The following is a 24,557-nucleotide window of genomic DNA, read 5'->3' as shown; positions in this document are numbered from 1 at the left end:
ATGAAAAATAAAGTTTTTGCATTAGTTGCTATTGTCTGCCTTGCTTTTAGCATGACGGGCTGCAACAGCTATTTGGACAAAAAACCTCTAGATGCAAATTCAGATGCTACAAACTGGTCATCTGAGGCTTCTATTAAGATGTTTTCTTGGGGTTTTTATGGTTTGTTTAATTCATATAGTTACGGAAGCGGTTGGAACAGAGGTCAATACCATGGTGAAGGCATTACCGATGATTACAATTCTGATTCATTCAATCAGTTTACATCCAACGTTCCTAGTAGTTCAGGTTCATGGAGCACTCCTTATGCATATATACGTAGAGCGAATGTTATGTTGAACCGTATTTCTTTAGTTCCTAATATGACAGCAGCTGCAAAGGCTCACTGGAGAGGTGTTGCACGCTTCTTCCGTGGTATGGAATATTTTGAACTTGTTAAGACTTATGGAGATGTTGTATGGGTTGATACAGAAATTGATATTGATGATGCAGCTGCTCTTGGAAGGGCTCGCGATGATCGTGTTACAGTAATGAAGAATGCTTGCGCAGACTTGCAGGCTGCTGCTGATAGTTGCTATGCTCCAAGTGCGGCAGACAAAAATACTGTAAATAGCATGGTGGCTAATGCATTGTTGGCACGTGCCGCTTTGTTTGAGGGTGCTTGGCAGAAATATCACGCTAATAATACAGCTAATGCTAAGTATTTTTATGAAATAGCTAAAGCTGCTGCAGGCAAGGTTATTGCCAGCGGTCTTTATTCCATTAATACAGATTATGCAGGTCTTTATATAACTGATGATTTTGTTAAAACACCAAGAACAGACTTGATAATGTATGACATTTACAGCGAAACTGCTTCTGCGGGTCTTGTAAATAAAGGACATGGAGTTTATGGATGGGATATTTCTTCTACTCCTTCTTGGGGTATTACCAAGAGTGCGGTTGAGAGCTTTGCAAATGCAGACGGTCTTCCTATTTATATGGGAACATATGATGACGCTACTGTACAAAAAGCAATTCAGAACCGTGATGCTCGTCTAAAGGTTGCAGTTGTTGATACTTTGATGTGCCCTGTAGGTTGCGGCTTTACAGATGGTATTGTTTCATCTACCGGCTATTGGATTCGCAAATATGTCCCTTGGTCTAAAAAGGATGAAAAAGAGAAATTATCAACTTGGAATGCTCCTACCAATGATACTGATGGTCCTGTCTTCACTTATGCAGAAGTTTTAGAGAACTATGCAGAAGCAGCAGCAGAACTTGGAACAGTTGGAGGAACAGCTATCACTCAAGCTGACCTTGACAAATCAGTTAATATTTTGCGTGTAAAGCACGGAAATATTCCTGGGTTTACACTTGTAGGTACAAGCGCAGTTGCAGTTAACGGCACTACTATTACTGCAGATCCTAAGAATACGACAGGTGTTAGCGTTCTTCTTTGGGAACTTAGAAGAGAGCGCAGAAGCGAGCTGTTTGCTGATGGTTTCCGCTATACTGATTTGATGAGATGGAAGATGGGTAGCTATCTTGATTTTGATATAAATCCTGACTGTTATCTTGGTGCAAGACAGGATGCTTTGAAGACTTACTTTGATGACCATGCTGCACAACTTACAGCCGAGAAGAAGACTTGGGCTAACGTAATAGCTAAGAATTTCTGGACAACCGGAACCAAGGTTTACAAAGCTTCTTATAACACAGCAAGTGTTAAACATACTTGGAATGATAAGTATTATTTGGAGCCAATACCTTCCGGAGAGATTGTTTTGGATCCTAATTTGACTCAGAATCCTGGTTGGTAGCAGAGATTTTTCAACTGTTTAAGTTGAAATAGATTATAGAGAGGGACAGCAACAGCTGTCCCTTTTTTTTGTTATATTTGTAGTTATCTGGCGGAGAAATCTGTCGGGACCTAAAATTAGACAATTTTTAAAATTACAATATTATGTTTACAAAGGCAGTATACGCAGCAAGACGTCAAAGACTTGCAAAGGATGTTGCAAAGGGCATCATTTTAATTCTTGGTAACAGTGATGCTCCGTCAAATTATCCTGATAATTGTTATACTTTTAGGCAGGATAGTAACTTCCTGTATTTCTTTGGGTTGAATGACCCTGATTTGGCTGCCGTAATTGATGCGGAGACCGGAGAGGAGATTATTTTTGGGAATGATGTTTCCATAGATGATATTATTTGGATGGGACCTCAGGCTTCAATTGCAGATAAGGCGGCAAGCGTAGGTGTCAAAAAATCAAGAAAATATGCAGATTTGCAAAAATATTTGACTGCTGCAAAGAAGGCAAAGAAAGAGATTCACTTTACGCCTCCTTACAGATATCATAATATGATTTTGCTTAATTCTCTTCTTGGACTCCCGATAGATTCTCTTAAGAAAAAGGCATCTGTGACTCTTATTAAAGCCATTGTAGCTCAGAGAATTGTAAAGGACAAGTATGAGATTGAGGAAATTGACAAGGCTTGCAACATAGGTTATGCTATGCATTTTACAGCAATGAAACTTGCAAAACTTGGAATGCTTGAGCAGGAGCTTGCCGGACTTATGGATGGAATTGCAATGCAGCATGGAAGCAAGGTCTCTTTCCCTACAATTCTTTCCCAAAATGGAGAGACGCTGCATAACCACCTTCACAATCAAATACTTACAAAAGACAGATTAATTGTGATTGATGCCGGTGCTGAGAATAATATGAATTATTGCTCAGACAATACCCGTACAATTCCAAGCAGCGGAAAATTCACTCAGCAGCAAAAAGAGATTTACAACATAGTATCAGATGCAAATAATTTAGCATTTAAACTTTCAAAGCCGGGCGTTGCATATTTGGATGTTCATCTGGCAGTTTACAGATTATTTGCAGAGAGGCTTAAGGAACTTGGACTTATGAAAGGTGATGTAGATGAGGCTGTTGCAAATGGTGCTCCTGCATTGTTCATGCCTCACGGACTTGGTCATAACATGGGTCTTGATGTTCATGATATGGAGGATTTGGGAGAGGATTATGTAGGTTACGGCAGCGCTGCAAAACGCAACAAACAGTTTGGTCTTGCGTCATTGAGAATGGCCCGCAAACTTGTACCTGGAAACGTTGTAACTGATGAGCCGGGAATTTATTTTATTCCTGCCCTTATAGAGAAATGGAAGAAAGAAAAAATAAATGCCAGTTTCATTAATTTCTCCAAGCTAAAAGATTATTATCACTTTGGCGGAATTCGTCTTGAGGATGATGTTCTTATTACTCCCGATGGTTGCAGACTTCTGGGTGCCAAGAGGTTGCCAATAACAGTGAAGGATGTGGAGAGAGAGATGAAGGATAATAATAAATAGAAAAATATTTTTTTCTGTCAGTAAATATCACACGTTAAAATGAGATTAAGAATAAAATACGGCAAGAGGCTATCGGGATTATTTTCCGTGCTTCTTGCTCTATTTTTATTCTTCTCTTTTACAGCGGCTGCGCAGAGCACAGCTACGGATGCAAACTCCAAAGATGAACCAGCTTATGGTAATGACCACGTAGCAAATAGCAATCTGCCTGTTTTAATTATTTCTTCTTATAATCCGGAGACAAGCTCCGTTACAAACACGCTTTTAACTTGTAAGCAAATCATTGATTCTCTCAAGATTAAGAACCCTCTTGTTATAGAGAACATGAACTGCAAAAACTTTGGTGAGGTGTTTGAATATCAGAAGAGATTTGACAGAATTCTAAATAAGTATACAGGTGCGGATGGTAATTTAGCCGTGTCTGCTGTTGTGCTTCTTGGACAGGAGGCGTGGGCAACATATTTGTCTCAAACTAGTGACAAGATAAAGAGAGTGCCTATTGTCTGCTCCATGATTAGCTCAAACAGTATTCCTCTTCCGGCAGCCGGAACAAACCTTGCCACATGGGCGCCAGACCCTATCTATCTTACTGACTTAAAGAAAAGGGATAATGTCCTGTCGGGAGTCATATATAACTATGATATTGAGCGTAATATAGAGCTGATAAAACTGCTTTATCCTAATGCCACAAATTTTGCGCTGGTAACCGATAATACTTTTGGAGGAGTTGCAATGCAGGCGCACGTGAAGAAAGTTTTTGAGTCTCACGGTGATTTGCACCTGATTTTGCTGGACGGCAGAAATAAGGACGTGCTGGAGATGGAGAATGCAATTTCCTCATTAACACCAAGTAACAGCGTCATGATGCTTGGAACGTGGCGCGTGGACAAGAACGAATCTTATTATCTGCCGACGGCTGTTTATACGCTGGTTGCCGCAAATAAAAAAATTCCTGTTTTCTCATTGTCTTCTATTGGCATGGGACAGTGGGCTTTAGGAGGATGTTTCCCAAAGTACAGGAATCAGGGGAGAGACATTGCAGAAAATTTGATTAAGGTTTTGAACGGAAGTTATTCAGAACCGGGAATTTATTTTGACCATATTCCAAATACGGTACAGTATGATGCTCAGGCTTTTGCAAAATATAATCTGGATAAGAGAATAGTTGGCAGCGGAGCAAAATTCATAAATGAGGTAAACTATTTGCCGGAGCGTTATCGCAAATGGGTTGATTTAATTGCAGTTGCGCTTGCTGTCTTTCTTATTGCATTTATTTTCATCCTTACTTTGCTTTATAAAACAGAGAAGCTTAATACCTCCCTGCAAGTTTCTCACAGAGATAACAAGCTGATTTTGGATAACATAGGTGAGGGTCTGATTTTTATTGATATAGATCATAATATAATTTGGGAGAATTGCAGCACAATAAAGGGAATGGAGGATTTTGCGGAATGGCGGATAGGAACCAAATGTTATGATTTGAAAAAGAGGAATATTAAGTGTGATACCAATTGTCCAATTTTAACTCACTCTTTTGACGGTTCGCACACTTCCAGGGAGATAATACACAAAGAGGCCCGCACTTATCAGATGTATTACAACTCTATTTATAATCCCGACAGCAAAGAATATCTTGGTACTGTTATTAGAGTAGAGGATGTAACTGAAAGAGAGGCGCAAACGGCAGAACTTAGGCTTGCAAAGTCTGCTGCCGAGTCCGCTGATAAGATGAAGAGCCAGTTTATTGCAAATGTCAGCCATGAAATCAGAACTCCTTTGAATGCCATCAACGGCTTTGCGGAATTGCTGATGGATGAGGATATTACGCCTGATGACAAGAAGATGTACAAAAGCATTATTCAATCCAATACAAAGCAGCTTCTTAATCTAGTAAATGATATTTTAAGTCTTTCCAAGATAGAGGCCGGCACGCTGGATTTTGTTAGCGAGGATGTGGATTTGAATGAGCTTGTTTCTGCTTTCTACGGAGAATTTTCTTTGGATGCTAAAGCTAAGACGGGAAGGTTTGTAGATAAAAATATTGAGCTGCAGCTGGATATTCCAAAGGAGACCTGCAAGATGATTTCTGATCCTGCACGGTTGAGGGAACTATTTACAAATCTGATGGTTAATGCTGTTAAATTTACTAACCAGGGACATATTAAAATTGGCTTTACGGAGAGAGAAAAAGACGTCCGCTGTTTTGTTGAGGATACCGGAAGGGGAATTCCTGATGACCAGAAGCAAAAGATATTTGACAGATTTGTAAAGCTGGATAACTATGTGGAAGGTACAGGCTTAGGACTTTCCATCTGCATGCAGATTGTAAAACACTACAACGGCCAGATGGGTGTGGATTCGGAGGTTGGCAAGGGCTCTACGTTCTGGTTCATTTTGCCTAAACAATAAGGATATAAAACTTATTATATAAAAAATTAACCCTTATAATCGTTTGATTATAAGGGTTTTTCTGTGGTACCCAGGGCCGGGGTCGAACCGGCACAGATTTAACTCCACTGGTGTTTGAGACCAGCGCGTCTACCAATTCCGCCACCTGGGCATTTAACCGTGCGGAGCACGGACGTCTCAAACAGGGTGCAAAGGTAATAAAAAAAGGGAGGATTTTTCAAACCTCCCTTTTTTAAAATCTCACTTTTTATTATTTAGTCCGTAATTGGCTAATAATTAAATGTTATGCTCTTTTTAATCTCCGGGTTTATGCTGTTTGCAACGGGGCAAGTTCTTGCCGCAGATTCAATTAGACGCTTCTGCTGGTCTGTATAATTATTCCCTTTTGGAAACGTGATATTTAATTTGAGTTCGACAACGCGTCTAGGTGCCGTTCCCATAATCTTCTCAGTCTCAATGGTCGTACCGTCTATGTTAAAGCCGTAGCTCTGTGCGGAAATGCCCATAATGGTGAGCATGCAGCATCCTAATGCACTGGCCAGCAAATCAGTAGGGGAAAAACTCTCCCCTTTGCCGTGGTTGTCCAGAGGGGCGTCTGTAAATATTTTGGCTCCCGATAGTTCATGGGTGACTTCACTTCTTAGGTTACCCTTATATACAGTTTTCATTTTAGTCATATATAAATCCTCCTTTCTATTTTTCCTTCTATTTAGTGTTTGGTTTCTCTATTTTTTATCCTGTTTCTTTTTGTTCTCTTTTTTGCTCTCCAGAAAATCCTTCTCAAACTTTTCTCTAAGTTCTCTCAAGGAATCTCTTATCTCCAAAATATCATCATAAACAGTCTCTGCTATATGTTGTTTTTTAGGTTTTTGCACCATTTCCCCAATTAGAGTGGCGCTTGTGCAGCTTGTGATTTTTACATCTACGTAATCCCCGGGGTTGATGCTTGCTGCGGTTCCTTTTTTGCTGCTGGCCGCAGGCTGAGGTACATCAAAGACACACATCTTGTTTTGCTGCGTACGTCCTGTCATCTGTTTATCAGAACGTTTGGAGAATCCCTCCACCAAGACCTCAAACACTTCCCCAACATTTTTTTTGTTTGATTCCAGAGAGAGCGAACTCTGGAGTTCTATAATTTCATTTAGCCTCCTTGTCTTTTCAGCAACAGGGACATCATCTTTAAACTTCTTTGCAGCCAGTGTATTAGGCCTTTGGGAGTATTGAAACATGAATGCTCCGTCAAAGCCAACCTCTTTAATCAAGGAGAGCGTTTGTTTGTGATCTTCCTCTGTTTCTGAGCAGAATCCTGCTATTACATCTGTCGTGATTGCGCAGTCAGGAAGAATCTCTCTTATGTCCGCAATCTTTTGCAAATAATCCTCCCTGGTGTATTTCCTGTTCATCTTTTGCAGCATAACATTGCTTCCGCTTTGGACGGGCAGATGAATGTGGTTGCAGATGTTTGGATACATTGCCATTGTATAAAGCAGACCCTTTCTAATATCCTTAGGATGATTGGTTTGGAAGCGTACGCGCAACTTCGGATCTAGCAGCGCAACCAGTTCCAGCAGCTGATAAAAATTTGTAGTATCCGTAGGGTCATCCGGGTTTGACCATAGATAAGAATCTACATTCTGCCCTAAAAGAGTAATCTCTTTATAACCCTGCTTTATAAGCTCTTCAGCTTCATGTACAATACTTTTGGGGTCTCTGCTTCTCTCTCTGCCGCGCGTAAACGGAACAATGCAATAAGAACACATATTGTTGCATCCTCTTGTTATAGAGATGAATGCGCTTACTCCGTTTGTGTCAGTTCTTACGGGGTTTATGTCTGCATAAGTCTCCTCAGGCGATAGGTTTGTTGCGGAAATTTTTTCTCCGGTTTTAATAATTGTATTTATTATCCCTGGAAGATTCCTGTAGGCATCAGGCCCTGCAACAAAGTCAACTGCAGGATTTTCCAGCAATTTCTCTTTTACTCTCTGCGCCATGCAGCCAAGGACGCCGACAATAGGACCCTGAGGGGTAAAGCTGTCGGGACCTTTAAGACTTTTAGCTTTTTGTTTCCTTTTCTTCTTTTCCTGTAAAAAAACGTCCAATCTTCCCAGCACCCTCTGCTCTGCGTTATCTCTTACAGAACAAGTATTTACAAGAATCACATCTGCGTCGGCAATTTCCTTGCACTGCTCATATCCCGCACCATGCAAAATAGAGATAGCAACCTCGCTGTCGCTGACGTTCATCTGGCACCCGTATGTTTCTAAATAGATATTCATAATTGTTCCTTGCAAAGATAAGTTTTTTAACTTTGCGGATAATGAAGAAGTTATTAAAAATAGTGTTTTGCGTTGCGGCAATTGCATTAATTGTCTCCGGTTGCGCAGATTATAGGAAAATTGTACTGGAAGATATTTCAATTACGGGCTTTAAGCTTAAATCTGCAACCTGCGCCCAAATTAATCTGGCCGCTTATGTGGATAATCCTACCGGCGGCACGTTTAATGTTACGGATATAGATGGTTTGCTTTACAAGGATGGTGTAAAATTTGCCCACTATAATTTAGTGGACCCGGTTGCCATACAGCCGCGCCTTAAGACCAGGATTCCTCTTACAATAGAGATTAATTTGGATGATCCGCTGTCTGTGCTGGCCATGGGGCTTAATGTAAAGAGCTGGAATAAAAAGGATTTTATGATGGACGTGCACGCTATTGTGAGAAAGGGCGGATTGAGAATTCCTTTTGTGCGCAAAAATGTTCCGCTGGATAAAGTGCTGGAGAGGGTTAAGGTGCGCTCAAATTAAATAGATGTATTATGAAAAGATTTATCTTTTTGGCGTTGATTTGCCTGTTGTCATTAAATGCTGTAGCTCAGGGATATAACAATGATTATATGACTGCCGATTCTGCTGCCGTTGTTTCACCTGTAGATTCATCTCTTGTAGGTGTTTCCGTTTTTGATTTGCTAAAGAGAAATTCATCTTTTGGTTCCGGCAGGAGCATTGAGACCGGAGGCAATGGGGAAGCTGTTGCTGGCGGAGTGGTAGTTTTGCACCAGGATGCCTCTGTTAAGGCGGCTTTTGAGAGTTATGTTAAGTCTAATCCCGACAGGGCAAAGACCGGGTACAGAATAATTGTTTTTAGCAGCAATGCGCAGAGTGCCAGGGGAGAATCAGAATCAATTGCATCTCAGTTTAAGGACTCTTATCCGGGGCTTGGAATTTATAGAAGCTATGCAAATCCTTTCTTTAAAGTCACTGTTGGAGATTACAGGACAAAGACTGATGCGCTAAAGTTATATTATGAAATCAGCGGGCGTTTTCCGCGCGCTAAAATCATCAAGGACAGAATAAATTGGTGCCAGTTTTAATTACTGCAAGCGCCTGTTAGTGAATGTGAACGCTAAAGTGTCCGGAGTCTCCCTCCTCACTCTTTTTCTTTGCTTTTTTCAACGGAAGTTTATCCTTCCACCATTTTGGAGCATGCTTTTGTCCCCACTCAATAAGAGGCATTATGTGACGGGTGATTTTTTCAGGATAAATATCTTGAATGTTGATTAGAATACCCGTCTCTTCTACATCTCCAAAGCCGTGATTAATAGCACTTCCAAATACTTTCATGGATGGAGAAAGTTTCATGTATGAATTAATAAGCGGAGGTATATGCTCTCCGTTATTTTTAATCTCTTTAACCAGAACTTTATATCCGTCCTTGTATTGGAGTCCCTCAAAAAGAGAATTAATGTAGGGATCATGAGTATTGCAATCCAGCGGCTCCTTGGATGTTACCATGTTATCCGGGTCAGGAAAATATTTATTTAAAAAGTTAAGCAGAATATTTCTCGCTCTCTGGTTATAGGAGGTATACATGGTTACTTTGCCAAAGAGGAATTTGATATTGTCATACTTCAAAACCAGAGCTCCAAGTCCGTCCCACAAGTTATCCAATGCAAAAACGCTTTTGCGTTTTAAATTGGTACTCTGATAGTTAGGCTGGATGAAAGAGCGTCCCAGCTCTATTGTCCACGGCATATATTCTTTCTGAAATTTCTCAGAAAAGTTGTATAGCTCAGCAGTTGCAAGTTTCTCTATCGGGAGTCCGCCGCACATTATATACCTGTACCCGCCAAGAATTTCCTTGTCTTCCGGGTCCCATACAATTAGCTGGTTATAAGCATTATAAGGGTCAGTGTCAAACGGGTCAATGTCCATGGATTTCCCCGTTCCTCCTCCTCCAAGGCGGAAAGAAATTTCACGCAGCCGGCCAATTTCCCTCATAACATTGGGGGAATTCTCCGCCGTAACCTCATACAGCAAGTTCCCTCCCGTACGGGTTTTGCGTACAAATTTATCTTCTGTTAACTCATTCTTTATCAGCTCTCTATCTACTGGCTGAATAACTGCTTCCATATTCATAAACTTTACCCCTAATTATATTGCACCATTGCTGAGCATTCATTTCCGATTCTTTTATCTCCTGCGGACTTATGGGATTTCCAATGACCATGCTAAACTCCGCCCCCTTTTGTCTGAACAATTCATGAGGCAAAAACATCATCTCTACATTGAATTTTATCCCCAGAAATTTTCTGATTTTTGCAAGCCTATAGAATGCCTTTGAATTTCTTCCGCTAAAAAAAACGGGAACAATATCTCTTCCGCTCTCAACGGCTTCCCCGACAAAATTTTTATGCCACTCCGTATCCTTAATATCTCCGTTTATTAGTCTGGAACACAGGCCCGCGGGGAAATTGCACAAATTGTAATTATCTGCGTATGCCTTTTTTATATTTTCCAAATTTGCCCGGGAAGTTTTTCCCATTTTGTTCACCGGAATAAAGATGTCTTTTAGCGGCGGAATGTTGTATAAAAAATCATTCACAATAAATTTTGCAGGACCAAATCTCTTTGTAAGCTCGCTAATTAAAATTAAACCGTCCAGTCCTCCAAGGGGGTGATTGGAGACAAAAACATATTTAAAATTTTTATTCTCTTTTTCCTTTTCACGACAGTTAAACGTCTCCTCCGCCCGGTCTGCGTATCTTATTATTCCCTTGACATTTAAATATTTAAGTGCACCTCCCGCAAAATCAGCCCCGCTTAGTCCGTTGCACTCTTTTAAAATTTCATTTATCTCTTTAAGGTGAACTATTTTTGCAATAATGGAGTAGACAAAGGATGGAAGCTTGCGTGCAAGTTTTTCATTTTTGTTTGCTACCACTTTTTTTATGTCTATCTGAATTGCATCCATTTTTCTTGTGCAGTTTGTGCTGCGGCGCCTATGCTTTTTTCCTGTGCGGCCAATGCTCTTTGAGCTTGCATGGCACTCCCTATCGGGAGGCAAAATTAAAACAAAAATAGTATCTTTGTGATATGCTAAAACAGGGGCTACAGCAAAAAATGCAGCAGCGGCTCTCACCGCTTCAAATCCAGACAATTAAACTTCTGGAGCTTCCCTCTATTGAGCTGGAGCAAAGGATAAAAAAAGAGATTGAGGAGAATCCTGTTTTGGATGACGGTCCTGCGGAGAGCAGCAATGATGATGATTCCCAGGATGATGCATCTGAGGAGCAAAAGCCCAAGCAGGTTTCTCTCTCTGAGTACAACGGAGATGATACTCCCGGTTATAAGCTTTATGTGAATAACCGCGGCAAAGATGAGAAGCCGCAATACAATACTTTTTCTGTTAAAGAGAGTTTCCAACAATCTTTGGTTCAGCAGCTTGGATACAGGCACATGGATGAGAGGCAGAGACAGATTGCCGTCTTTATTATCGGCATGCTGGATGATGACGGGTATTTGCGCAGGACTCCTGATGCTTTGTCAGACGATATCGCTTTGCGTCTTAATATAGAAACTACTCCTGCGGAGATTGAAAAAATTTTAACCGGAACTATACAAGAGTTTGACCCTGTGGGTGTTGGAGCTAGAGATTTAAGAGAGTGTTTGCTTTTGCAAATTCAGGCAAGAGAGGAGAGAACTCCGGCGGTTGAAAATGCTCAGACCATTCTCAAAGATTTTTTTGAAGAGTTTACAAAGAAGCATTATCCAAAGATTATCTCTAAGATGGGGATAACGCAGGATGATTTGAAAGACGCTATTGGCGAGATAGTTAAACTTAATCCGCGTCCCGGCGGCCAGATAGATGATTCTTATGTTGAGCAGGCTCAGCAAGTTGTTCCAGATTTTGTTTTAGAAAACAATGACGGGAAATTATCCGTTACCCTGCCCAAGTTTAATGTGCCGGAACTGCGTGTGAATAAACGTTATGCAGACTTGCTTTCAAAAGCTGCCGATAGAAGCAACAGAGAGGGGAAAGAGGCTGCAAGTTTTGTAAAACAAAAATTAGATAGCGCAAAGTGGTTTATAGAGGCCATAAAGCAGAGACAAAATACTTTGCAAAATACGATGAATGCTATAGTTGAGTTCCAGAAGGATTATTTTGCGGATGGAGATGAGACCAAGCTTAAACCAATGGTTCTTAAGAATATAGCGGAGAAAACGGGATTGGATATCTCTACAATTTCCAGAGTGGTAAATTGCAAATATATTCAGACATCTTTTGGAATAATACCTCTTAAGTATTTCTTCTCAGAAGGTTTAATGACGGAGAGCGGAGAGGAAGTTTCTACAAGAGAGATTAAAAAAATACTTCAGCAAAGCGTTGAATCTGAAAATAAAACAAAACCTCTTACAGATGAAGAGCTTGTAGAAGTTCTAAAGTCCAAAGGATATCTTGTTGCAAGAAGAACGGTGGCAAAATACCGTGAACAATTGGACATTCCTATTGCACGTCTGCGCAAGGAGTTATAAAGCAATTATTACAAATGAGATTCCCTATTAATTTTAGAAGCGTCGGGGTTTTTGCAGCTGCCGCGCTTACATTCTTTCTATTATATTCTTGCAGTATGAAACAATCTGTTGATTTAATTGGCTATAACGGAACCATTTATACCGTTGATTCATCTTTTGACAAGGCTGAGGCCTTTGCAGTAGATGACGGAAAATTCTTAGCTGTCGGGGACAATAAGTCCATACTTGGCGCTTATAAATCCAGGCACATGATTGATTTTAAGGGCGGTGCTGTTTATCCCGGTTTTAATGACGCGCACTGCCATTTGTTTGAAATGGGCAAAGATTTGTGGTACTGTGATTTGCGCGGTTCAAAATCTTTTGATGAGGTGATTGGGAGATTGCAGGAATTTTATGCTCAGCATCCCGACAGAAAATTTATTATTGGAAGCGGATGGGACCAGGGGCTGTGGCCGGGTAAAAAATTTCCTACGAATGAGAAGCTGAATGCAGCTTTTCCCAAAATTCCTGTTGTGCTGTCACGTATTGATTTCCACGCAGTTGTGGCAAACCAAGCGGCCATAGACGAGCTGGGACTAAAACCCGATGATGCTAATTTAAATCTTAAAGAGGCGCAGATAGTAAACGGAAAGTTTACCGGAATTTTTATGGAGAATTTGTGTGTTGAATTCAAAGACAAGGTGGCAAAATATTCCCGCAAAGATTTGGAGGAGATTATGTTAAACGCTCAGGCAGAGTGCTTTAAGAATGGTCTTACCTCTGTGTGCGATGCTGAGGATGAGTATCCTACAATTATGCTTATGGATTCTCTTGTTAAGAAAAAACAGCTTACCCTAAAAATTGATGCATGGCCTCTTCCAACTGAAGAGAACTTTAAGAACATCACAAAGCCTTTCAAACACAAGAACTTAACTGTCGGGACCTTTAAACTTTACAGAGACGGTGCGCTTGGTTCCAGAGGTGCATTGCTGCTTGCTCCTTATAGTGATGACCCGGCAAATAGCGGGCTAGAGTATTATCCTTTAGCAGATTACATTAAGTATTGTAATTGGTGCCATGAGCACGGATTCCGTGTTGCAACGCATTGCATTGGAGATAAGGCAAATAGACAGGCGCTGGATGTTTATGCAAGTATTCTTAAGGGGAAGAATAATCTTGGCTGGAGAATTGAGCATGCGCAAATTATTGATGATAAGGATATTAACAAATTCAAAGAGTATTCAATAATCCCGTCTGTTCAGCCAACTCATTGTACATCAGATATGATGTGGGCAAAAGAGAGATTGGGAGAGAGGATTAGAGAGGGGTACAGATATCAGGATCTTCTTAATCAGCTGGGCTGGATTCCTGCCGGAACAGATTTTCCTATAGAGAGCGTAAATCCTATTTATACTTTCTTTGCGGCCGTTTACCGCAAGAACTTGGATTTCAGGCCGGAGGGAGGATTCCAAATGGAAAATGCACTGACCAAAGAGGAGGCGCTTAGCTCCATGACAATTTGGGGTGCAAAGTCTACTTTTGAAGATAAGATAAAGGGGAGCATTGTGCCGGGCAAAGAGGCGGACTTTGTTACGACGGATAAAGACTTTATGAAAGTACCTGAAAAACAAGTGCCTGCAACAAAAGTCACAGGCACATGGTTAAATGGCAAAAAGGTTTTTTAAAACTTTTTGCCCCCTTAAATAATCTCTTTTTTCTCTCCGTATGCTAAATCCCCGGCGTCACCAAGGCCCGGGATTATGTATGCCTTGTTTGTAAGTTCTTCATCTACAGCTCCTACCCAAAGCGTAACTTTTTTATGAGGCAGCTGCTTGGATAAGTTTGCAACTGCGGCCTTGCTTGCTACGACTGTTACTATATGTGTGTACTCCGGCTCTCCATTCTCACATAACTGATTATAAGCTAACATTATGGAAGAACCTGTGGCCAGCATGCAATCTGCAAGAATTAAAGTCTTTCCCTCCATAGGCGGGCAACTGGTATAGTCTGCATGAATAGAGAATTTGTTGTCTTTTCCATATTTGCGGAAGGCGGCAATAAATGCATTATCGGCAGTATCCAAAACTTTTAATATTCCGTTATGAAGCGGAAGCCCCGCTCTCATTATTGATGCTACAACAAGCTGACTATCAAGAACCTTGCACTGCGCAATTCCAAGAGGCGTTGTAATATCCTTCTCTTTGTACTGTAATGTTTTGCCAATCTCATAGGCAACGCACTCTCCAATTCTCTCAAGATTATTGCGGAATTGCATCCTGTTTTTCTGAGCAACCTTGTCTCTGATTTCTGATAAATACTGATTAACAATGGTGTTCTCTTCTCCTAGATTGACAATTTTCATAGCGGATAGGTATTAAGTTATAGTAAGGTTGAAATCACTTTAACGCGGTGTAAAGTTAACTATTTTTTTAACCATTCAAATGCAGCCATCGTCTGCGAATGAGTAATATTGGTCTCCAGCAATAATAATATGGTCTAAAAGGGAAATGTCGCACATTTCAGCCGCTGTTTTAAGCCTTCTTGTCTGAAGCTTGTCTTGGTCTCCCGGCATTTTGCTGCCGCTAGGATGGTTGTGTACAAGGATGATGGAATTTGAGAGTTTTGCCATGGCATTTTTAATAATCATTTTCACATCCAGCACAGTGGAACTTACTCCCCCGCTTGTAAGTTTCTCCTTGGCAATCATTCTGTTGCCGCGATTAAGATATAATATCCAGCACTCTTCATGGTTGAGATCTTTTAGCAGCGGGCTCATTAATTTTGCCGCGCTCTCAGATGAATAGATTTGGGTGATAGGTGGCGCCTGCTCTACTGCCATCCTCTTTGCAATTTCAAATAAAGCCATCATAGCCAGGGCCTTACCTTGTCCCATTCCTCCAAATTTTCTGTAGTCTTCAAAAGTGAACTTGCGCAGTACGTTAAGATTATTATCTGCAGCGTTTAAGATTTTCCTTGCAAGGTCTACTGCATTTTCACTTCTGCTCCCAGACCTTATAACTATCGCGATTAACTCCGCAATGCTAAGATTTTCTCCGCCCTTTGCCAGAAATTTTTCTCTTGGCCTCTCGCTCTCATCCCATTTTGTAATTGTTAGATTTTCTGTCATAACTCTGATTTTTAAAGTTGTTTTCCGTGAATAAAAAAAACTTCCCAAAGATTGGGAAGTTTCTAAAAATCAGACTACAAAAGGGTAAATTTATCCTCTATAAAAATCCGGAATAAGAAATATTTTCGCTCAACAGAGCAAATTTATTTTTATACCTTATTTCTCAGCAGGTTTCTTCTCTGCGGCCTTTTTCTCTGCAACTTTTTTAGCAGGAGCCTTTTTTGCAGGGGCCTCTTTAGGAGCCTCTTTGCCTAAGCCGCTAACGTGCTTTGCAAGTCCGCTCTTAAGGTTAGAAGCCTTATTCTTGTGGATAATATTTGTCTTTGCCAGTTTGTCTAGCATTGCGTTTACCTTAGGAAGCTGTTCTTCAGCAGCTTTCTTATCAGTTGTGTCCCTTAAAGCCTTGATGGCGTTGCGGGTTGTTTTTGCATAATAATGATTATGCTCATTGCGCTTAACATCTTGTCTTGTGCGCTTGTCTGCAGATGCGTGATTTGCCATAATATTGTCTTTTTTAATATCTTACAGTAGTCAGTACGAGAATCGAACTCGTATTGCAAGAATGAAAATCTTGTGTCCTAACCATTAGACGAACTGACCATAAGGGCGGCAAAGGTAAAAAGAATTTATTTATTCTGGAAATTTTCCTGCCAGTCAAAGGAGTAAATAATTGCCTCTACCTGACGCAGATAATTTCTTTTGTTGTAGCGCGGTGCGTATACAAAGCCCATTACTACAAGCAAATTCTTTCCGTCCTTTGTGTAGAAGATATGCTCTACAAACGGACCTCCCATAAAGTCATTCTCTACTTCCCACAATCCTCTCATCTCCGCAAAGCTTTCATTCTTGTATTTATACCAGTTAAGAACCGGTGTTTTTTCAGGTGCAATAATCATATAGCTGTTATCCTGAGGCCCCGGCACATTTTTCTTAAGTACCAGGTTCTCTTTGCTCATCAGGCTATCAAGACTAGGAAATGCCTTCCCGTCAAACGGCAGCTTATAGATTAAGAAATATTGATTGATGTATGTGGTTTCATAGGAAATCCACATGAAATTATCAGTGGCTTTTTTAATAGAATATCCGTTAGGAAAATAGGGTGAACCTCCAAACTTTTCAGCTACCGCCTTTCTTATGCTTGTCTCCTCATATCTCTTTGAGTTCCTGATAATTCTGTCTCTTTCCGCCTGGTCTATGGCATTGTAAATTAACTCTGCATTTTTATTTATCAAATCAGCGCATTCAACGCTAGAACGTGCGTGCACATAAATTACAATTTGCGGAGTTGCCCATATATCATTCCTCAACTGTATCTGATTCTCTTTAAGTCCGGAATTAATATCCAAGATGATAATGTTTCTGTGACTTTGGAAAAGGTCTGTAAATGAAGATTTTTGGATGTTTACAAGGTTAAATGAAGGCTCTTTCTGCGGAAGCATAGGATAATCTGCGGCAAGCAAATTTCTTACAGCGGTGCCCGGTTCAGCCTCCCAGTTTGCCTTATCAACTACAACTACAATCTCTCCTGCCTTTCCGGTGATGGTCTTTTTCAGGTGCATCCCATTGTCCCCGCAGCTGCAAATAATAGCGGCTGCAATAGTCATTATTATAAGTTTAACCTTGTTCATAAACAGAGTTTTTTAATTTTTCCAAATTTAAAAATTATATGGAGACATTTATGTCACCAAATTGTAAATTTATTTATCTGAACAGCCTGGCAATGTCATTGCCGAACGCCAAGACCATCAATGCAATCAGCAGCACCATTCCCACAACTTGTGCCGCCATTAAGAACTTATCGCTTGGCTTGCGCCCCGTAACTATCTCATAGAAAGTAAATAATATGTGTCCGCCATCAAGCGCGGGGATAGGCAAAATGTTAAGTACGGCAAGCATAATTGACAAAAATGCGGTAATGCTCCAGAAGGCATGCCAGTCCCAGTACCCTGGAAATATCTGACCTATAGCTATAAAGCTCCCGACAGATTTATATGCTTCTGTCTTTGGAGTAAAAATCAGCTTAAGCTCTTTCCAGTAATTGCTGATGCCTGTGCTTGCTTTGCTGAATGCGGCGGGAACGGAGCTGACCAGAGAATATGTCTTCTTTGTAACCTTGTAATACTTAGTTACATCCCCGCCAAGATTAACGCAAATGGCACCTCTCTTGTTTACAGCAAGCGGAATTTGAAGCGTTTCCGCAGGCACAATCGTATTCTTTGCTTCAGCAATATTTCTTACAACAGTGGCTTTTACAGTATCTCCCTTGTGCTTTTCCAGATATTCTTTTACATCTGTAAACATCTGAGTTTTAGCACTATCTACTGCAATAATCATGTCTCCGACCTTAAGCCCGCTATGAATATTTTGAGATGTGTCAGGTATGTTTCCAACAATAAACGGAATCCCATATTCAAATAAATCAGGCGAATTCAGAATTGCCGGAATATAATCGGGGTCTATATTGACTGTGACTTTTTTATCTCCTCTTACAACGGTTGCTTCTGTTGCCTGGCGGTGAATCAAATCTGCGCGCAGATTTGCAAAATTATCTGTCGGGACCCCATCAAAAGCTACAATTTTATCTCCGTTGCGGAACCCCATTTCCCTTCCCAGGTCATTTACAGCTACTCCGGTTGTAACGTCCTTTGTCTTAATGTATTCCTCTCCCCAAGTAAAAAGTATTCCGGCGTAAATTAAAATCGCCAAAAGGAAATTAAAGAAGACGCCTCCAAACAAAACCCAGAATCTCTGCCATGCCGGATGCGCGCGGAACTCCCACGGCTTAGGCTCGCTTTTCAGCTGGTCTTTATCCATGGATTCATCTATCATTCCCGCAATTTTGCAGTATCCGCCAAGCGGCAGCCATCCTATACCGTATTCAGTATCAGAGTTTTTGGGCTTCCATCTAAATAACGCAAATCCTGCGTCAAAGAAAAGATAAAATTTGTCCACCCGAATTTTGAAAATTCTTGCAAAGATGAAATGACCAAATTCATGAATCAGAACCAGAAGGCTCAGCGATAGAATAACTTGTATTACCTTTAAAAAAATTACCATAAAATCTCTTTAATAATTATGCTTTAAGCACTCTTAATCACGCTCTTAGCACCTTTAATCTTGCTTTAAGTATTTTTAATCACGCTTTTAGCTTTTCTCCGCACAACTCTCCGGCAATCTTTTTTGCCTCCGTGTCCGTTGCGTAAATATCCTCTATTTCAGGAGCGGGGACAAATGTACACTTTTCCATTGTTCCCTCTATGATTTTTGGAATATCTATAAATTTAATTTTTTCATTAAGGAATGCATTAACGGCAATTTCATTTGCTCCGTTCATTGCGCACGGCATATTGCCTCCTTTTTTGTATGCGCTGTAAGCCAAGGAGATACACGGGAATTTTGTCAGGTCTGGTGCGGCAAATGTAAGCTGCTTTAGCTCTGCAAAGCTGATTCTCCGCGTGTTAAGTGAAATTCTTTCCGGATAAGAAAGCGCATATTGGATTGGCACTCTCATGTCGGGAGCGCCAATTTGCGCTTTTATGCTGCCGTCGCAAAACTGTACCATTGAGTGGATTATGGATTGCGGATGCACTACAATCTCAATCTTTTCCGCCGGCATATTAAACAGCCAGGAGGCCTCCATCATTTCCAAACCTTTGTTCATCATTGTAGCTGAGTCAATTGTGACTTTAGCCCCCATGTGCCAGTTTGGATGATTAAGCGCCTGCTCCTTTGTAATATTCTTAAAATCTTCTTGTTTCAACTCCCTGAATGGTCCTCCGCTTGCAGTCAGCAAAAGTTTTTCCACTTGAGTTTTCTCTCCCTGCAGGCATTGGAAAATTGCGGAATGCTCTGAGTCTACAGGTATTATGGGGCTATTGCATTCTCCCGACAGCTTGCTTATTATTGAGCCGGCTGCAACCAAAGTCTCTTTATTGGCTAGGGCGATTACCTTTCCCTTCTTCATTGCCGCCATTGTAGGGGCAAGTCCGCTGAAGCCGACCATTGCCGCAAGCACAATGTCCACGTTGCTCCCGCCTGCCAGCTCCCCCGCAGAATCAATACCTGCAAATACTTTAATGTCAAGAGGATCTAGCTCTTTATGAACTTCCTCATAGAGATTCTTATTGCAGATTACAACTGAATTAGGCTTGAATTTTTTGGCTTGTTCAATCAGCAATTTGCTGTTATTGTTTGCCGTAAGCAGCTCAACTTCAAATCTGTCGGGATGACGGTCAATAACATCAAGTGCCTGAGTACCAATAGAACCCGTGGAGCCTAGTATAGCGATATGTCTTTTTAATGTCATTACTTGATGGAATGTTTTAACGCCTTGTTCTGGGCGGCGTCTGCTTTCTTCTTGTTGGCTTCCTGTTTGCTTACCTCTTGTTTCAATCTCTCCTCGTCTTTTGCGTAGGCGGCTCTTAATGAGGAACTTGCTGAATCTGTTGCAGCCTGCTCTTCATCCGTGCCTTCTACCGGAACAGGTTCCTGTCCTGTTGCAATTCTTTGAATGTTAGTAAGTTCTCCCTTCCACATATTAACCTCATTTTGCAATGAATCCAACCTTATGGCATTGCGCACAAGTTCACGTCTGCTCTCCGCAGAAGGATATCCCGGAATAAGCTGTTTGATAGGGGTATATGAAATAATTAAAGAGACAACGACAATCAAAAAAATAACAACCAAAACGGCGGTCAAAATAAACATTCTGCCGTTGGCGCGGAAGGCAAACAGCTCCTCATGAGAAGTATCATTAAAGATAGAAAAGCGGAACTTATTGGATAGCTTGTTCTTATGTAGTTTTTTTTGCTTTGGCATAAAACTAAAAATCAATTAACTTTGCCCCGCAAAATTGTTGCGGATGGATAGGATAATTGGCATAGACTATGGCAAAAAGAGGGTTGGCGTTGCAGTCACAGACCCGCTGTGTATTTTTGCGTCTCCTCTGGAAACCGTAGCTTCTGCAAAGTTAATTGAATATCTCAAAAATTATGCACAAAAAGAGAAAGTGTGCAGATTTGTCGTTGGATATCCTAAGAACTTGAATAACAAGCCTGCAGAGTGTGCGCAATATGTGGATGCCTTTTTAAAAAATCTCAGCCGGGTTTTTCCTGAAATACCTATTTCACTTGAGGATGAGAGATTTACAACAACACTCGCTCAGCAGGCAATGATAGCCGGAGGAGTGAAAAAAAGCGACCGCAGAGAGAAGGGCGCGGCTGATAAAATAAGTGCGGCAATTATTTTGCAGAGTTACATAGATGCTAATAAGCATGCTGCCGGCAAAAAATAAATGTCTTTAGCAATAGAATTGAATTTAAATAGTTACAAAGATGATATTACCTATATATGTATATGGCTCAAAGGTTTTGAGAGAAGTGGCAAAACCAATTGATTTAAAAATGGAAGGTCTTCAGCAGTTTCTGCAGGATATGTATGAGACAATGAAAAAGGCTGACGGTGTGGGGCTTGCAGCACCTCAGGTTGGAAAATCCTGGAGAATTGTGGTTGTTGACGGTTCAGATATGACGGAAGATTTTCCTGAGCTGAAAGATTTTAAGAGATACCTTATTAACCCGGAGATTTTGGAGGAGAGTTCAGATACTGTTGAATATTCAGAGGGCTGCCTAAGCGTTCCGGACATTCATTGTGATGTTACCCGTCCGGCCTCAATTAAAGTCAAGTATACAAATGAAAATCTCAAAGAGGTAACGGAAACTTTTACCGGTTTTGGCTGCCGCATGGTGCAGCATGAACTGGATCATCTAGATGGTCACATGTTCATAGACCATGTTACTCCAATCCGCAAGAAGCTCATTGCCGGCAAATTGCACAATATTCAGATTGGCAAATTCTCTCCGCGCTATAAAGTCAAAGGAAATTTTTAGGAATAGCGTTTTTTAAAATAATCCTTTTGGGATTTTCATCGCGATGGTTTTGTCCTTTTTAGAGATGGAGATGATAAGGTCTTCATGCAGGGGAACCATTGTGGAATTGTTGATTTCCAGGCAGATATTGGCGGTGAACTCATAGAAACTTGTGATGACGCCTTTTTCTGTGCCGTCTTCATCCAGCAGCTTGAAGCCAATAAGCTGTTCAACATCAGATATTTGATTGTCTTCCTCTGCGCCTTCTGAGGTGCTGTCGCCGGACGCATCAGTTGAATCCTCTTTAGCAGAGCTGGGGTCTTCTATAAAGATATCATTCCCCACAAGTTCCTGGGCATGAGCACCGTCACGGACTGTCGAGAACTTTATAATCCATGCGTTGCCGCTGCGCTGTGTGGCGGAGGTGATAAAAAAAGGAACCGGCAGTTCTTCAAAATGAATGAACACCGGTTCCTTAAAGTATACTTCTTTGGAAATACTCTCTGTAGCTCTTTCAGCAGAATTGTTTTCTTCAAAAGTAATTAGTTTGTCTTCAAATTCAGGAGCATTGATTCTTATTAGAACCTCTCCTGTTGAATCATAAGTTTTTACAATTTGTGCAACAGGCGTAAGCTTTATGCTGTCCGCTGAGCGCATACGTAATTACTTCTTTTCCTCTGCTTTAGGCGCTTCAGCTTTTGGGGCCTCTGCCTTTGGCTCTTCTGCCTTAGGAGCGGCTTCTGCAGATTTCTCTGCTGCTGCCTTAGCATCTTCAGCTGCTTTCTTCTCAGCCTCGGCCTTTTCAGCCTCTGCCTTTGCTTTTGCAGCTTCAGCCTCTGCTTTCTTCTTTGCAAGTACCTCTGCACGTGCAACATTTACTTTGTTCTCTGCTGCTGCGGCATTCTTCTTTGCACTCTCATTGTTGGTCTTTATAGACTCAACTTTCTTTGCAACTTTAGCATCCTTCTCAGATACCCATGCGTTAAATTTAGCATCGGCTTGCTCCTGAGTAAGAGCCTTCTTTGCAACGCCTTCCTGTAGATGTTTCTTCAAAAGGACGCCTTTGTAAGACAATATCCTTCTGCAAGTTGTGCTAGGCTGCGCACCCTGATTTAACCAATAAAGAGCTCTCTCGCTGTCCAAGACAATAGTTGCAGGATTGGAATTAGGGTTGTAAGAACCTAGTAATTCAATAAAGCGACTATCACGTGGAGCCCTAGAATCGGTCACTAAAATATGGAAAAAGGCAAATCCCTTTTTACCATGACGTGATAAACGAATTTTTACAGACATAACTGTGAGTTTAAAATTTAATAATTTCTATAACTTCCTTATCTGCTCGAGAAAAGGTGCGCAAAGATATGCTTTTTTTCTTAAAATGAGCAATTTATTTAATCCCGACAGTTTTTTGCTTGTTGACCGGTATAAATGAAAAAAGGGTTGGAAGAACTCCAACCCATTTCTCAAACCTAAAATTTAACCTATGAAAAAACTATTTGTCTCTTTCTATTGCAAGGTCCGTGCCACAATTTGAAAAACCTATCGAGATGCTATTAAAAGGAGGTTTTTATCACCAAAACGGCTTTTTTTATGGACGAACTCAATTTTTTATAGGCCAAACTTTATGCCTATTTTCCTCTTACTCGGCGTATTTTTATTATTCTAACCGGCGTGATAGGGCAATCTGCCTTATTTGTAGGGACCGCCGCTATCTTATCTACAACATCCAGGCCACTTAAAGTCTCTCCAAAAACGGTGTAGGAACCATTCAAGTGTTTGCAATGTTCCGGATTTTGGACAATATAGAACTGAGAGCTAGAGGATTCCTTCATAGGATTTTCTTTATCGCCCTCTCTTGCAGCAGCCAAAGCACCTTTTATATGGGTGTGGTTTGGACGGAACTCTGCAGGCAACGTGTAACCGGCGTCATTATTGCCCCACATTGTTGAATCACTATCGTGATTCTTAGTTTGAGGGTCTCCAGCCTGAATCATAAATCCGTTTATTACCCTGTGGAACAGGATGTTGTCAAAAAAGTGCCTTTTGACAAGCTTTACAAAATTGTCTCTGTGAAGAGGCGTATCATTGTAAAGCTTTACCCTAATTGTCCCCATTGTTGTGACAATGTCAAAGACCGGCTCTTTTTTAGTTTTTTCCCGCGCTTGTGCGTTGCCAAAGCATGTGGTTATAACAAGCGCGCAAATTGCTATTATGCCAATTATCTTTTTCATTTTGTTTTAACAGGAAGTATGCTCAAAATCTTTATTGGCTGAAGCGGGCAATCTTTGTCACCGGTGGCAGCAGCAGCAATTTTATCTATTACATCTAGTCCGCTGACAGTCTCTCCAAATACGGTGTATTGACCATCTAGCTGTGCGCATTGCTGAGCATTCTGAACAATGTAAAATTGTGAACCTGAGGACTCTCTGTTAGGATTTGCAGTATCTCCCTTTCTTGCGGCAGCAAGGGCGCCCTTCTTATGTTTGTGATTTGGAAGGATTTCCGCAGGTATTGTATAGCCCGGACCACCTTGTCCCCAAGTTGATTTGTCTGAGTTGGGGTCTTTTGTTGCGGGGTCTCCGGTTTGAATCATGAAGTTGCTTATTACCCTGTGGAACAGAATGTTGTCATAATATCTCCGTGAAGTAAGTTTCTCAAAGTTGGCTCTATGCAGAGGTGTGTCTTTATAAAGTTTCACTCTTATTGTTCCCATTGTTGTTACAATATCAAATTCCGGCTCTTCCGGAAGTGTTGCCGGGTCAAATGCCAGCGTGTCCGGCTGTGCAGCTTTCTGTGCAGCAAGTGCGGCAGAGTCTTTTTGTGCCTGTGTCATTTCTGTAGTTTTTTTGCCTTTGCAGCCCGCGACAAGAGCTGCGCCGATTAGCATGATGCCAATTATTTTTTTCATAATTATTTTGATTTATTTTTATTGTAGGATTCTGAGTTATTTGTGTCTGTTTTTGCACGGTATTTACTGCAAAAATTCACTCATACAAATATAATTAATAACTTTGAGCGGT

Annotated in this window: 23 protein-coding genes, 2 tRNA genes and 1 pseudogene; 9 read left to right on the top strand and 17 right to left on the bottom strand. The window is 41.0% G+C overall.

Annotation, left to right across the window (positions count from 1 at the left end; genetic code table 11):
• The 3 genes from LKM37_01620 (at position 1) to LKM37_01610 (ending at position 5,753) form a co-directional block, all read left to right on the top strand.
• On the top strand, positions 1-1,800 hold the full coding sequence (locus tag LKM37_01620; GenBank protein ID MCI1719716.1) for a RagB/SusD family nutrient uptake outer membrane protein: 1,800 nt from the start codon (positions 1-3) through the stop codon (positions 1,798-1,800).
• Positions 1,801-1,943: 143 nt separating this feature from the next.
• Complete coding sequence (locus tag LKM37_01615; protein MCI1719715.1) at positions 1,944-3,344, top strand: aminopeptidase P family protein; 1,401 nt, start codon at positions 1,944-1,946, stop codon at positions 3,342-3,344.
• Positions 3,345-3,383: 39 nt separating this feature from the next.
• Positions 3,384-5,753, top strand: a complete 2,370-nt coding sequence (locus LKM37_01610; protein MCI1719714.1) for a sensor histidine kinase — start codon at positions 3,384-3,386, stop codon at positions 5,751-5,753.
• Positions 5,754-5,817: 64 nt separating this feature from the next.
• On the opposite strand, the gene LKM37_01605 is transcribed toward LKM37_01610, so the two are convergent.
• The 3 genes from LKM37_01605 to miaB all read right to left on the bottom strand — a co-directional run bounded on the left by LKM37_01605 (position 5,818) and on the right by miaB (position 8,029).
• A tRNA-Leu gene (locus tag LKM37_01605) sits at positions 5,818-5,904 on the bottom strand.
• 118 nt (positions 5,905-6,022) lie between these two features.
• Positions 6,023-6,421 (bottom strand): OsmC family protein, encoded by a 399-nt coding sequence (locus LKM37_01600; protein MCI1719713.1) that lies wholly within the window; start codon positions 6,419-6,421, stop codon positions 6,023-6,025.
• Positions 6,422-6,478: 57 nt separating this feature from the next.
• Complete coding sequence (gene miaB, locus LKM37_01595) at positions 6,479-8,029, bottom strand: tRNA (N6-isopentenyl adenosine(37)-C2)-methylthiotransferase MiaB (protein MCI1719712.1); 1,551 nt, start codon at positions 8,027-8,029, stop codon at positions 6,479-6,481.
• A 41-nt stretch (positions 8,030-8,070) separates the two neighbouring features.
• Here miaB and LKM37_01590 point away from each other — a divergent pair, with 41 nt between their 5' ends.
• Both LKM37_01590 and LKM37_01585 read left to right on the top strand, forming a co-directional pair.
• The gene (locus LKM37_01590; GenBank protein MCI1719711.1) at positions 8,071-8,556 is read left to right on the top strand and encodes an LEA type 2 family protein; all 486 of its coding nucleotides are present in this window, start codon (positions 8,071-8,073) and stop codon (positions 8,554-8,556) included.
• Positions 8,557-8,567: 11 nt separating this feature from the next.
• A complete protein-coding gene (locus LKM37_01585) occupies positions 8,568-9,122 on the top strand; it encodes a hypothetical protein (protein MCI1719710.1) in 555 nt (184 codons plus the stop codon).
• A 16-nt stretch (positions 9,123-9,138) separates the two neighbouring features.
• Here the strand turns inward: LKM37_01585 and LKM37_01580 are convergent, their stop codons facing one another.
• Positions 9,139-10,161, bottom strand: coding sequence for a GNAT family N-acetyltransferase (locus LKM37_01580; GenBank protein ID MCI1719709.1), 1,023 nt, complete (start codon positions 10,159-10,161; stop codon positions 9,139-9,141).
• Positions 10,133-11,002 carry a glycerol acyltransferase gene (locus LKM37_01575; GenBank protein MCI1719708.1) on the bottom strand — a complete coding sequence of 290 codons (870 nt, stop codon included), beginning with the start codon at positions 11,000-11,002 and terminating at the stop codon, positions 10,133-10,135. The genes LKM37_01580 and LKM37_01575 overlap by 29 nt, the downstream gene beginning before the upstream one ends.
• 122 nt (positions 11,003-11,124) lie before the next feature.
• Between LKM37_01575 and rpoN the strand changes: the two genes are divergently transcribed.
• On the top strand, positions 11,125-12,564 hold the full coding sequence (rpoN, locus tag LKM37_01570; protein ID MCI1719707.1) for an RNA polymerase factor sigma-54: 1,440 nt from the start codon (positions 11,125-11,127) through the stop codon (positions 12,562-12,564).
• 95 nt (positions 12,565-12,659) lie between these two features.
• On the top strand, positions 12,660-14,228 hold the full coding sequence (locus tag LKM37_01565) for an amidohydrolase (GenBank protein ID MCI1719706.1): 1,569 nt from the start codon (positions 12,660-12,662) through the stop codon (positions 14,226-14,228).
• Between the two features lie 14 nt (positions 14,229-14,242).
• Here LKM37_01565 and upp read toward each other — a convergent pair whose 3' ends face one another.
• From upp to LKM37_01525, 8 genes and pseudogenes are all read right to left on the bottom strand, one after another.
• Positions 14,243-14,905, bottom strand: coding sequence for a uracil phosphoribosyltransferase (gene upp / locus LKM37_01560; protein ID MCI1719705.1), 663 nt, complete (start codon positions 14,903-14,905; stop codon positions 14,243-14,245).
• Between the two features lie 75 nt (positions 14,906-14,980).
• Positions 14,981-15,670, bottom strand: coding sequence for a DNA repair protein RadC (gene radC / locus LKM37_01555; protein ID MCI1719704.1), 690 nt, complete (start codon positions 15,668-15,670; stop codon positions 14,981-14,983).
• Between the two features lie 249 nt (positions 15,671-15,919).
• Positions 15,920-16,171 (bottom strand): annotated as a pseudogene (gene rpsT, locus LKM37_01550) (30S ribosomal protein S20).
• A 27-nt stretch (positions 16,172-16,198) separates the two neighbouring features.
• Positions 16,199-16,270 (bottom strand) — tRNA-Glu (locus LKM37_01545).
• A gap of 26 nt (positions 16,271-16,296) precedes the next feature.
• On the bottom strand, positions 16,297-17,298 hold the full coding sequence (locus tag LKM37_01540) for a DUF4837 family protein (protein ID MCI1719703.1): 1,002 nt from the start codon (positions 17,296-17,298) through the stop codon (positions 16,297-16,299).
• A gap of 73 nt (positions 17,299-17,371) precedes the next feature.
• Complete coding sequence (gene rseP, locus LKM37_01535) at positions 17,372-18,727, bottom strand: RIP metalloprotease RseP (GenBank protein MCI1719702.1); 1,356 nt, start codon at positions 18,725-18,727, stop codon at positions 17,372-17,374.
• A gap of 79 nt (positions 18,728-18,806) precedes the next feature.
• Positions 18,807-19,976 carry a 1-deoxy-D-xylulose-5-phosphate reductoisomerase gene (locus LKM37_01530; protein MCI1719701.1) on the bottom strand — a complete coding sequence of 390 codons (1,170 nt, stop codon included), beginning with the start codon at positions 19,974-19,976 and terminating at the stop codon, positions 18,807-18,809.
• The gene (locus LKM37_01525) at positions 19,976-20,488 is read right to left on the bottom strand and encodes a hypothetical protein (protein MCI1719700.1); all 513 of its coding nucleotides are present in this window, start codon (positions 20,486-20,488) and stop codon (positions 19,976-19,978) included. The genes LKM37_01530 and LKM37_01525 overlap by 1 nt, the downstream gene beginning before the upstream one ends.
• Positions 20,489-20,531: 43 nt before the next feature.
• Here LKM37_01525 and ruvX point away from each other — a divergent pair, with 43 nt between their 5' ends.
• Both ruvX and def read left to right on the top strand, forming a co-directional pair.
• The gene (gene ruvX, locus LKM37_01520) at positions 20,532-20,963 is read left to right on the top strand and encodes a Holliday junction resolvase RuvX (GenBank protein MCI1719699.1); all 432 of its coding nucleotides are present in this window, start codon (positions 20,532-20,534) and stop codon (positions 20,961-20,963) included.
• A gap of 40 nt (positions 20,964-21,003) precedes the next feature.
• On the top strand, positions 21,004-21,558 hold the full coding sequence (def, locus tag LKM37_01515) for a peptide deformylase (GenBank protein MCI1719698.1): 555 nt from the start codon (positions 21,004-21,006) through the stop codon (positions 21,556-21,558).
• A 12-nt stretch (positions 21,559-21,570) separates the two neighbouring features.
• Here the strand turns inward: def and LKM37_01510 are convergent, their stop codons facing one another.
• The 4 genes from LKM37_01510 to LKM37_01495 form a co-directional block, all read right to left on the bottom strand.
• Positions 21,571-22,194, bottom strand: a complete 624-nt coding sequence (locus LKM37_01510) for a hypothetical protein (GenBank protein MCI1719697.1) — start codon at positions 22,192-22,194, stop codon at positions 21,571-21,573.
• Between the two features lie 6 nt (positions 22,195-22,200).
• A complete protein-coding gene (locus LKM37_01505; protein MCI1719696.1) occupies positions 22,201-22,830 on the bottom strand; it encodes a 30S ribosomal protein S16 in 630 nt (209 codons plus the stop codon).
• Positions 22,831-23,165: 335 nt separating this feature from the next.
• Entirely contained in the window at positions 23,166-23,768 is a 603-nt protein-coding gene (locus LKM37_01500; GenBank protein MCI1719695.1) for a peptidylprolyl isomerase, read from the bottom strand.
• Positions 23,765-24,445, bottom strand: coding sequence for a peptidylprolyl isomerase (locus LKM37_01495; protein ID MCI1719694.1), 681 nt, complete (start codon positions 24,443-24,445; stop codon positions 23,765-23,767). Before LKM37_01495 ends, LKM37_01500 begins: the two co-directional genes overlap by 4 nt.
• Positions 24,446-24,557 lie beyond the last annotated feature (112 nt).

This window comes from Bacteroidales bacterium, assembly GCA_022647615.1.
GTDB lineage: Bacteria > Bacteroidota > Bacteroidia > Bacteroidales > UBA932 > Egerieousia.
Note: the sequence above shows the minus strand (reverse complement) of the source record. Positions and strands in the feature narration are given on the sequence as shown.